The organism is Streptococcus sp. KHUD_012, assembly GCF_052588255.1.
Window position 1 is genome coordinate 637,416 of the sequence record NZ_CP159355.1, and the last position, 12,072, is coordinate 649,487.

The window sequence follows — 12,072 nt, forward strand, 5'->3', positions numbered from 1 at the left end:
ATAGTAAAATCGTAAGCGCTTACCTAGTGAGGCGAACCAGATGAAAAGAGGGCTAGTCAGATGCCCTATAAAAAGAGGAGGACAGACAAATGGCAGGACCAGTGATAAAGGGAGAAAACTATCGGATCTCCGTATTAACGGAATCCTTGGTGCGCTTGGAATACTCAGAGGATGGTGTTTTTGAAGATGGTCAGACGCAAGTTGTACAAAATCGAGATTTTGGACCTGTTGCCTGTGAGGTTGTAGAGACAGAAGCTGTTCTCGACCTTCATACAGAGCATCTCCACCTCCATTTTGAAAAAGGACCTTTTGCACCGGATCGACTTTATATCGAACTCAAGGGTCAGTATGCAGTCTATGGGAGCCGGTGGCACTATGGAGATCAGCCGGAGACCTTAAAGGGGACCAGTCGGACACTTGACGAGGTCGATGGGGCTATGGAGTTGCAAGATGGAATCTTGAGCAAGGCTGGTTATGCTCTATTAGACGATTCCGCTTCCTACTTGTATGATGACGAAAGCGGGTTTAGAGCACGCTCCTATCCAGAAGTGGATCTGTATTTCTTCGGTTATGGGCGCGATTATCTAGGTGCCTTAAAAGATTTTTACCATCTGACAGGACAGCCCCCACTCTTGCCACGTTATGCTCTGGGAAACTGGTGGAGTCGCTATTGGCCTTATACCAGTCAGGAGTACACAGATTTGATGGATCGATTCAAAGCAGAAGGGGTGCCTCTTGCGGTCAGTGTGATCGATATGGACTGGCACAAGACAGCGATCCCTGCTCGCTTTGGAAGTGGTTGGACGGGCTATAGTTGGAACCGGGATTTGATTCCTGATCCAGCTACCTTCTTAAATGGCCTACATGAGCGTGGTTTAAAGGTGACCTTAAATGTCCATCCGGCAGATGGAATTCGCGCCTTCGAAGATGCTTATCCCATGGTCGCAAAACGCTTGGGACTGGATGCAGAAAAAGAAGAAGCGGCTAGCTTTGACTTTTATAGTCCAGCTTTTCGCGAAGCTTATTTTGAAGATGTCCACCATCCTTTGGAAGATCAAGGAGTCGACTTTTGGTGGATTGATTGGCAACAGGGAAGTCATGGCAAGATGGATCCCCTTTGGTTGTTAAATCACTATCATTATCTAGACAATTGTCGAAAAGGCCAAGCTGGTCTCATCTTATCGCGTTATGGGGGTCCTGGCAGCCATCGGTATCCGATTGGTTTTTCAGGGGACACTATTGTGACTTGGGAATCCCTAGCCTTTCAACCCTATTTTACCAGTACAGCTTCCAATATCGGCTACACCTGGTGGAGTCATGATATCGGTGGCCATATGCGGGGCTACTATGATGAAGACTTGGCTCTTCGTTGGTTGCAGTTTGGGGTTTTTAGCCCGATTAATCGACTTCATAGTTCTTGTAATGCCTTTAACAGCAAGGAACCGTGGTTTTACTCGCCTGAGACCTGTCGCTTGATGAAGCAGTATTTGCGCCTGCGCCATGGCCTACTACCTTATCTCTACACCATGAATGTGGCGACACACGAAGAAGGGCTACCTTTGGTTCAACCCCTCTATTACCACTATCCAAATGAAGAAGAGGCTTATGAAGCGAAGAATCAATATTTCTTTGGTAGTGAACTCATGGTGGCACCAATTACCGAAGCGCTGGATCCTGTCTTTCATAGTGCTTCTGTGAGCGTTTGGTTCCCAGACGGCGTTTGGTACGATTTCTTCCATGATTGGAAGTATGAAGGAAGAGGCAAGCTTACGGTCTTTAGGACCAGCCAGGATATTCCGGTCTTTGCACGTGCAGGAGCCATCATCCCTATGGATGCACAACCACAGACAGGAGTAGACCTTCCAGAAATGCTGGACTGGCATCTCTTCCCAGGTGACAATCGTTCCTTCGTACTCGTCGAAGGAGAAGGAGCTAGCAAGGTTGAAACCCGCCTAACAGTCGATTGGGATGAAAAAAAGATTAGGATGGATCTGTCAGGTGATCTAGCCTTGCTTCCTGAAAAGAGACAGCACCGTTTCTTGCTCCATACCTTTGAGACAGCCCCTATTTTAGTAGACAATCAAAGTCAGGAAATTGCGATGGGTGAGCTGCAATCGCGTCCGATTGCCAAAGAAGATCGGATGTTTGAGCTCTTAAAATCTGCCAACCTGGCCTACGATAGGAAAAATGAATTATTTGCGGCCTGTTCAAGAGCCAAGGATTGGAAACAGTTGATGAAGGTCATCACGCCTTTGGAGGAAGGCTTGCGCCAACGTCTCTTTGAAGTGATTTATTCCAGTGAAGAGAATGAAGACTTGTAAATTCTTGCAATTTCACCCCTATTTTTGTATGATGAAAGTGATTTCACAATCATAAAGGAGAAGAAAAAATGGAACAAAAATGGTGGCATAATGCCGTAATTTACCAAGTTTATCCAAAAAGTTTCAAGGATAGTAATGGCGATGGCATCGGGGATCTCAAGGGGATCACGAGCAAGCTAGACTATCTGGAAAAGCTAGGGATCACAGCCATCTGGCTCTCACCAGTCTACAAGAGTCCCATGGATGATAACGGCTATGACATCTCGGATTACGAGGATATTGCCTCCATCTTTGGTACCATGGAAGATATGGAAGAATTGATCGCAGAAGGTCAGAAACGCAAGATCAAAATCATCATGGACTTGGTGGTCAACCATACCTCTGATGAGCATGCTTGGTTTATCGAGGCGCGTGAAAACCCAGACAGTCCAAAGCGGGATTTCTATATCTGGCGCGATGAGCCCAATGGCATTATGTCTGCTTTTAGTGGCTCTGCTTGGGAATTTGATGAAGCTTCAGGTCAATACTACCTGCATAACTTTAGTAAGAAGCAACCAGACCTTAACTGGGAAAATGAGGAGCTCCGTCATCAGATCTATGACATGATGAATTTCTGGATTGACAAGGGAATTGGTGGCTTTCGTATGGATGTGATCGATATGATCGGTAAGATCCCAGATAAGGAAATCATCAGCAATGGTCCCATGCTCCATCCTTACTTGAAAGAAATGAATCAAGCGACCTTTGGCGATAAGGATCTGCTCACGGTAGGAGAAACCTGGGGAGCGACTCCAGAGATTGCCAAGCAATACTCCAATCCAAAAAATCAAGAATTGTCCATGGTCTTCCAATTTGAACACATTGGTCTTCAATACCAACCGGGTCAACCAAAATGGCACTATGCGAAGGAATTGGATGTACCTAAATTGAAGGAAATTTTCACTAAGTGGCAGACGGAATTAGGAGAAGAGAAAGGCTGGAATTCCCTCTTTTGGAACAACCATGATTTGCCACGGATTGTGTCAACTTGGGGGGATGATGGGGACTATCGTGTCAAATCTGCCAAGGCTTTAGCGATTCTGCTTCACTTGATGAAGGGAACTCCTTATATCTATCAAGGGGAAGAAATCGGGATGACCAATTTTCCATTTAAGAGCCTTGAGGACGTAGAAGATATTGAGTCGATCAACTATGCTCATGAAGCCTTAGAAAAAGGGGTTCCGCTCGAAGTGATCATGGATCAAATCCGCCATATTGGTCGGGACAATGCCCGGACACCGATGCAGTGGAATGATGAAGCAGAAGCTGGCTTTACGACAGGTCGTCCATGGCTTGCGGTCAACCCAAACTACAAAGAGATCAATGTAGAGGCTGCCCTAGCAGATCCAGACTCTATTTTCTATACCTACCAAGCCCTCATTGCTTTGAGAAAAGAGTACCCTTGGCTTGTGACCGCTGATTATGAATTGGTGGACGCAACAGACAAGGTTTTTGCCTACAAGCGGGTAGAAGGAGAGCAAGCCTATCTGGTGGTTGTCAATCTCTCCAGTCAAGAGCAAGACTTACCGCTCGTCAATGGGGTTGAAGAGGTTCTCATTGCCAATACCAAGGTAGAACAAGTCCTCGAATCAGGCAAGTTGGCCCCTTGGGATGCCTTCTGTGTTAAATTAGCCTAATGAGGCAAATGAAAAAATAGGGGAAATTACTTCCTCGTAGAAGCAGGTCTTTCTCAGTAGAGAAGGCCTGTCAGAATGAGGACGAAATCATCAAAAAAACTTTCCTTAGGTGAGTACGGACGTCAGCGAACTTCGAAGAAGTTCCATGACTTAGTTTTGAGCCTATGGTCTCAAAACTCCCGAGTGCTAGAAACAAGTGTTTCTAGCACTTTTCTCACGGCGGAAAGTTTCAGTAGATGATAGAATCATTCTAACGAATACATTTTTATAGAATTTCTTAGATTTGTAAACAGAAGCAGTTTGTTTATGCTTGCACAGGTCTTTCTCAATAGAGAAGGCCTGCTTTGCTTTTTAGAGGCTGTCCTTCTAGCGAAATCCGCTCAAAAATGGTTCAGGGACGCTTGGGCTATAGGAAATATTTATAAGAAGTCCTAGTTTTTGCTTTTGATTTCTGCTCTCAAGGCCCATTAAATCTGTGTTATAGTTTTTGGCTATATCAAAATTCGTGTAAAAGCAATTATACAAGACGGCTATCTTCTGATATGATAGTGTCAATTAGAATTTTTGGAGGACACAACATGTCAACTACAATTATCGGTTTCCCACGTTTGGGTGAATTCCGTGAATTAAAATTTACAACTGAAAAATACTTTAGAAAAGAAATCTCAGCAGACGAGCTCTTGGCAGCTGCTAAAGACTTGCGTGCTAAACACTGGAACATTGTTAAAGAACAAGGCATCTCAGAGATTCCTTCAAATGACTTCTCACACTACGACAATTTCCTTGATGCAGCCTTCCTTTTCAACGTCGTGCCTGCATCTGTTCAAAACTTGGATTTGACAGACCTTGAACAATACTTCGCTTTGGCGCGTGGTTACCAAGGTGAAAAAGGGGATGTCCGTGCCCTTCCAATGAAAAAATGGTTCAACACCAACTACCATTACATCGTTCCTAAATTTGAAAAAACAACAGAAGTGAAATTGGCTGGTCACAAGATTTTTGATGAGTACCAAGAAGCCAAAGAATTGGGGATCAACACTCGTCCAGTAGTGGTTGGACCATTCACTTTCCTTCAATTATCTGACTTTGAAGATGGTGTGAAAGCTGAAGACTTCGTAGACAGCTTGGTTGCTGCTTACCAAGAAGTCTTTGCTAAATTGGCTGAGCTTGGTGCGACTCGTATTCAACTCGATGAGCCAGCTCTTGTTAAAGATTTGACAGCTGAAGAAAAAGCTCTCTTCTTGAACCTCTACAACAAACTCTTGGCTGACAAGAAAGGTCTTGAAGTCTTGATCCAAACTTACTTTGGTGATGTTCGTGATGTCTACAATGACCTTGTAAACTTGCCAGTAGATGGTATCGGTCTTGACTTTGTTGAAGGGAAGAAAACGCTTGAATTGGTGAAAGGTGGCTTCCCAGCTGATAAGACCCTTTATGCTGGTATTGTGAATGGGAAAAACATCTGGCGCAACAACTATGAAAAGAGCTTGGAAATCTTGGATCAAGTTCCAGCTGAAAAGGTTGTCTTGACGACTTCTTGCTCTCTTCTTCATGTGCCATTTACAACAGCTAACGAAGATTTTGAACCAGCTATTTTGAACCATTTCGCCTTTGCGGTTGAAAAATTGGGTGAATTGCGTGACTTGGATGCCATCCGCAATGGTCAAGGGGCAGAAGCTCTTGCTGCCAACAAAGAACTCTTTGCAACTGAACGTGTCGGAGCAAATGCTGAACTTCATGCTCGTATCGCAGCTTTGACAGAAGCAGACTACACTCGTTTGCCAGCTTTCGCAGAACGTGAAGAAATCCAAAAAGAAGCCTTCAAGCTTCCAGCACTTCCAACAACTACCATCGGTTCATTCCCTCAAACCAAGGAAGTACGTGCTAAACGTTTGGCCTTCCGTAAGGGTGAATTGACACAAGAAGAATACGATGCCTTCCTTGCTGAAACGATCGACGAATGGATCAAATGGCAAGAAGAAGTTGGATTTGACGTACTTGTACACGGTGAATTCGAGCGGAACGACATGGTTGAGTACTTCGGTCAAAACTTGTCTGGTTACCTCTTCTCTAAAAACGGTTGGGTACAATCATACGGTATGCGTGGGGTGAAACCACCAATCATCTGGGGAGATGTTACTCGTCTCAACCCAATCACTGTGAAATGGTCTAGCTACGCACAAAGCCGTACAGATAAACCTGTTAAAGGTATGTTGACTGGACCTGTTACCATTCTTAACTGGTCATTCCCACGTGAAGACATCTCTATCAAGGATTCTACTCTTCAAATCGCTCTTGCCATCAAGGATGAAGTTCTTGACCTTGAAGCTGCAGGCGTGAAAATCATCCAAATCGACGAGGCTGCTCTTCGTGAAAAATTGCCACTCCGTCGTAGTGACTGGTATGAAGACTACCTTGACTGGGCGATTCCAGCCTTCCGTTTGGTACACTCAACTGTAGCGCCAGATACACAAATCCACACTCACATGTGTTACTCAGAATTTACAGATATCATCCCTGCTATCGACAACTTGGATGCAGACGTTATCTCATTTGAGGCAAGCCGTTCAAACCTTGAAATCTTGGATGAGTTGAAAGCGAAAAACTTCCAAACAGAAGTTGGACCTGGGGTTTACGATATCCACTCACCACGTGTCCCACAAGACGGTGAAATTGATCACACCATCGAAGCAATCTTGGCTAAAGTACCAAGTGGCAAAGTTTGGATCAACCCTGACTGTGGTTTGAAGACTCGCGGAATTAAAGAAACAAAAGAAAGCTTGATCAAGCTCGTTAATGCTGCTAAAGAAGCGCGTGAACACTTGTAAGAAATGTTTCGAGGACCTTCTATCATCGTGTAGAGGGTTTTCGAATCGTTCCCTTATCCTAGAAATAGTGGCTCAGAGTTCTTGATCAAAGAAACAAAAGAAAAGGATAGAATATGTCACAACACACACCGTCTCTGTCATTTGAAGTTTTTCCTCCAAATCCTGAAGTAGGCAATGCCAAACTCTTACGTGCCTTGGCAAATATGCAGGAGCTAGCTCCCCACTTTATTAGTGTGACCGCTAGCAATAATAAATACAATATCAAAGAGACGACGGTTGCTTTAGCCAATTACATTCAAAATGAATTGTCTATTCCGACAATTGCTCACTTGCCAGCAGTCTATTTGAGCAAGGAAAAAGTGGCGGATACTCTTAATGAGTTAGATGAAGTCGGGGTTCATCGGATCTTGGCTCTGCGTGGGGATATTATCCCTGGTGTGGAACCTCTAAAAGACTTTCGTTATGCAACGGATCTGATTGAATTTATCAAAACAGAAGCGCCCCATTTTGAGGTAATTGGTGCCTGCTATCCTGAGGGACATCCGGATTCGCCCAACCAAATTTCAGATATTCAAAATCTTAAAAAGAAGGTAGATGCAGGATGCTCTAGTTTGGTCACTCAACTTTTCTTTGACAATGAGCGTTTCTATGATTTTCAAGATAAGTGTACTTTAGCTGGGATCAATGTTCCTATTCATGCAGGAGTGATGCCGATTCTTAACAGAAACCAAGCCCTTCGTCTCCTCAAAACTTGTGAAAATGTTCATATCCCACGGAAGTTTAAAGCCATTTTAGACAAGTATGAGCATGATCCAGAATCTCTTCGCGCAGCTGGCTTAGCTTATGCAGTCGATCAAATCGTTGATTTGGTTACTCAAGATGTGGCAGGTGTCCATCTTTACACCATGAACAATGAAGATGTCGCTTACCACGTCTACCAAGCAACAAAGGCTTTATTTGCTCATCAACCGAATTTTGAAGTGAATTAATCAACACTTTTAGTAGGAAGTGTAGAGATTGAGAAAGAATAGCTCTCAGTCTCTTTTTATTCGGGTCAATCACTTGCTAAAAACCAACTTTTTTTTTATAGTATTAATATGAAGTTTTTGGAGGCGCTTGCAATGAAGAAAGAGCTCAAGCTGAAATTATTTGGACCCCCTAAGGTTGTTTTCAATCAGAAAGATATTCGTTTTTCTTTTTCGAAGATGGAGGCCTTACTTTATTACTTAGCAGTTATGGGCCAGGTCAACCGTGATGAAATCGCCGGTATTCTTTGGGGAGCTAAGGAAAACCAAGTAGCCCGCAAAAACTTACGGAATACGGTTTACCAAGCTAATAAAATCTTTGAGGGAGATATCATTGTCTCTCCAAGTCGGAGCAGTTTGGCTCTTAATCCTGATTTGAGTCTTTCTTTGGATGTCCAGCTCTTTGAAAGAGATCCACTAAGTGCCTTGGATCTTTATCGGGGAGACTTTTTAGAGGGCTTCTATGTCAAGGATGATGAAGACTTTGATCAGTGGGCTTCTCGCAAACGGGATGCTTATAGGAAGCTCTACGTCGAAAGCTGCTATCAAAAAATTAAAAAGGTCGGTTTCGGAGATCCTAGTATAGAACTCTTGCTCCATCATTTGGTAGAACTGGATGAATTTGAAGAGAAAAACTACCAGCTCTTGATGGAGTATTATAGCTTCCATCACCAGCTAGGAAAATTTTTCGAGACCTATTATAAACTTGTCGATTTATTGGATCGCGAGCTCAGTGTGCGTCCCAGTCGAGCGATTGAGGGACTTTATCACTCCGTTTTGGAAGCCAAACGAACTCATAAACTGACGAATCGCTTGAATATCCGTGAACTTTCCTTTTTTGGCCGCAAACAAGAACTCTCACAACTCGAGGAATACCTTTCCTTAGTCGAGACGGGTGAGGCGGTAGGTCCTTTTCTCGTGATGGGGCAATCTGGAACAGGCAAGAAACGTCTCTTACGGCAGTTGGTCTTGATGTCCAATCGCAGTTTTAATTTTATTAAGGTAGAAGGAAGAGCTACTAGTCAACGCTACGAAGAAAGCAGCTGGAATGATCTCAGACAAGCGCTAGAGAAACTGGGGGATGAGATGGGGATTTCCCTTCTGGAAGAGGAGGATGATCTCATTTCGGTATGGAATCAGCTTCAGGTCCTGAGCAAAGAAAAACCGCTCCTGATTCTGCTTGAAAATGCCCAGTGGATCGATGCAGTTTCTCTAGAAAAAGTGAAACAACTAGAGGAGAGAAGAAACCAGGAGAAATGGCAACTAATTTTTACAGCTGAAGAGCCTCTGCCAGCTTCCTTCGTCAACTTCTTGGGGAGCTTGAAGGTAGAGAAAAGGCTGTCTCAACTAGAGTTGACCAATTTTGCCCCAAGTGAAAGTCGTGCTCTCTTGAAAGGGGAACTGGGGGCAATAGAGCCGGCAGTGATGGAGCAGATGGTCGAATGGAGTGAAGGCAGTCCGTTCTTGCTGTCCAGCTATATCGAAGAGTGGAAAGAAAATGAAAATTTAGAACCCTTGCCTGATATCATTCAAGCTTATCTTTCTCAGGAACTTGGGGATATGAGCAGTGAGGAAGAGGCTCTTCTACACTACCTATCTTGTTTTCATAAGCCAATTTCTCTGTCTATCTTGGCAGAATTGACGGCTACAGAGCTTCCTGTTTTGACAGAATTAATCGAGCCTTTATCTGAAAGAGCGATCGTCTCAATCGTAGAAGAAGGAGAGTCTCTTATGGTTCAATTCTGCAAGCAATTGGTAGCCATGTACTTTTACCATCTTCTTTCGCCAGCTAGACGGCGGCTCTTCCACCAACAAATTGCGCAAAAATTGGAAGAAAGCTTAGAAGATTCGACGGACCTTCTTCTTTATAAGGAAATTGCCTACCAATATAAGCGATCCCAAAATCTTTTGCGTTCCTTATCGTTTGAGTTGACCTATTTAGAAGAAATCCTTCAGCTGGAGCATGAACTGTTTCCGATTTATTCCAAGGTAGATGAGGGGTTCCTATCAGATGGTACAAATAGCCGTTTAGACATTTTTGGAGAGCTATCCCGTATACGCCAAGAATTAGATAATCTCTTTTCAAGGCACCAAAGAGATAGAGAATACAAGCATTTACAACTGCGTTACTTGTACCTAGAAGGTCGCTATTTTATTCGAAGTGGGGAGTATCAAAAGGGGATTCATGATATCCAAAAAGTCATCTCCTATGCGCGGGAACTCAAACAGTCAGACTTCCTCTTAGAGGGTTATCGGCAAATCATTTATTATTGCATTCAAACGGAAAATATCTCTGAGATGGCCTATTATACAGATTTAGCTTTGGAAGATGCCATCCAAGCTAATAATCATGAGGTCATCGCGATTCAGTTGCGTTTGAAGGGCTTGTATCACCTGATGGTTGGGGATGAGGAGCAGGCGACCCGGCATCTGTATCGCTCCATTGATTGCTTTAGTTTGACCAATAGCATGCAGGCCAAGTATGCCATTCAAATTGCGGCTTCTTTGGCCTACCTCGCTGAAATCGAGCAAGTGAGAGGCCATTTCCAAGTAGCTGTCACCCACTTAGAAGAGGTTCTGCGTTTGGTGGGAGATCAGGCTGTTGATTCCGTCCGTGTCGTCTTTGATATTGATCTTGGGATCGCCTATTATTGGAAGGGAGATTTGATCCAAGCTCGCCGTTGTTTTGACAAAGCTCAGAAGATTTTGTCCAGTGTTCGCTTCCCTTGGAAGGAAGAGTTGCTCGAATTTTACCAATCTTTAATTGCTTGCCAGCAAGGGGATCAGGAGAAGGTTGCGGCTTATCTGGCTCGAAAAGAAAGGACGATGAAACAATCTGCCAATTCACGGGATAAGGGGATGGTTCATTATCTATTAGCTTACTTATCTGATCAAAAGGAGAAAGGAATAGAGCTCGCTCCTGCCCTGAGCACCTTCTTAAAAGAAGATAAAAATTACTACAAAAAGGTGGCAGAGCAACACTTGAATCCATACAGAGATCGTCAGTTTCTTAAGAAATTAAAAGACCTGTAGTGTCTCTTATCTAAATCATAAGAGAAGGCTAAGAGGCCATGCCTCCTTTCAGGCGAAAATGAAAAAAGCATAGAAATACCCAAGCAATGGGTGTTTCTATGCTTTTTATGTGTGTAGAAATCTTCTTAGTTCAGTTTTTGTTGCGCCAATATTTGGGTCAAGTAAAAGATAAAGGTCGCAGCAAGGTTTGAAGTATGGTTGTCAATGTCATGAGGAGGAGAAACTTCCACGACATCAAATCCGATTAGTTTGCCACTGGCAGCAATGTGTTGGAGAAGTAGGAGGGCTAGTTTAGGATCGACACCAAGTGATTGGATGGCACTAACACCAGGAGCAGAGCCGACCGCAAAGCAATCCATATCAATAGACAGATAGATCGCGGTTTGATTTTCTAAAAATTGATCGATTCGATCCAGAATGGCTTGGTGGCTCATCTGGAAGAGATCTTGCCCAGTTAAAAAATCAATGCTTGGTGTTTTAGCAACGTAATTAAAGAGGAAGAGGTTATTATTGTGCTCTTGGATCCCCAGGATGAGGTAAGGGAAGTCCTGACCTTTTTCTTTAGCATGATCAGCCATTTGACGAAAACCTGTTCCAGAATTGGGACCGGTTTGGTCGTAAGGTCGCAAATCAAAGTGGGCATCCAGATTGATCACAGCCAGTTGTTCATCTTTTTCTAAACTGGATTGAATCCCTAGATAGTGGCCGTAAGCAGTTCCGTGACCGCCTCCTAGGACAATGGGTTGGATCCCTAATTGGTACATGCGCTGGATCGCTTGTGAGAGACTTTCTTGGAGTTCTTCTAGTGAATGGTTAGGCCCGTCAATATTTCCCACATCATACACCGTTACATTGGTTCCCCAGTGCCATGGAAGTTTGGCGATTTGAGAACGGATGGCTGTAGGGCCCTCGACCGCTCCCACGCGCCCATTGTTGATATAGACTCCTTTGTCGCTCTTAAAGCCGATGATCCCAAAGGTCATCCCCTCAAATGGAGTGAGGGTCTCGTCGTTTAGGTCTAAAAATTTGGTGACCATTCCCCATTTGGCCGTGTAGGGATTGTCCTCGATACTACCTTGGTAGTAGCTATAGGTCATTGGATAGTAGTTTGTGAGCAAGCTTGTCGCCTCCCTTATTTTTCTGAAAGCAGGCAGAGGCTGAGAAGATCGCCAGCCTCTGTTTTGCTTTA

6 protein-coding genes are annotated in these 12,072 nt (G+C 43.9%); 5 read left to right on the forward strand and 1 reads right to left on the reverse strand.

The window, feature by feature from the left end; translation table 11 throughout:
* The first annotated feature begins 89 nt into the window (after positions 1-89).
* The 5 genes from ABVF55_RS03090 (at position 90) to ABVF55_RS03110 (ending at position 10,883) form a co-directional block, all read left to right on the forward strand.
* A complete protein-coding gene (locus ABVF55_RS03090; protein WP_251458382.1) occupies positions 90-2,321 on the forward strand; it encodes a glycoside hydrolase family 31 protein in 2,232 nt (743 codons plus the stop codon).
* Positions 2,322-2,389: 68 nt separating this feature from the next.
* A complete protein-coding gene (locus tag ABVF55_RS03095; protein WP_445285521.1) occupies positions 2,390-3,997 on the forward strand; it encodes an alpha-glucosidase in 1,608 nt (535 codons plus the stop codon).
* Between the two features lie 578 nt (positions 3,998-4,575).
* A complete protein-coding gene (gene metE, locus ABVF55_RS03100; RefSeq protein ID WP_049497962.1) occupies positions 4,576-6,825 on the forward strand; it encodes a 5-methyltetrahydropteroyltriglutamate--homocysteine S-methyltransferase in 2,250 nt (749 codons plus the stop codon).
* Between the two features lie 113 nt (positions 6,826-6,938).
* Positions 6,939-7,814, forward strand: coding sequence for a methylenetetrahydrofolate reductase [NAD(P)H] (gene metF / locus ABVF55_RS03105; protein ID WP_445285522.1), 876 nt, complete (start codon positions 6,939-6,941; stop codon positions 7,812-7,814).
* A 132-nt stretch (positions 7,815-7,946) separates the two neighbouring features.
* Positions 7,947-10,883, forward strand: coding sequence for an AAA family ATPase (locus tag ABVF55_RS03110; protein WP_445285523.1), 2,937 nt, complete (start codon positions 7,947-7,949; stop codon positions 10,881-10,883).
* A gap of 125 nt (positions 10,884-11,008) precedes the next feature.
* Here ABVF55_RS03110 and hutG read toward each other — a convergent pair whose 3' ends face one another.
* Complete coding sequence (gene hutG, locus ABVF55_RS03115; protein ID WP_024054987.1) at positions 11,009-12,001, reverse strand: formimidoylglutamase; 993 nt, start codon at positions 11,999-12,001, stop codon at positions 11,009-11,011.
* Between the last annotated feature and the right edge of the window lie 71 nt (positions 12,002-12,072).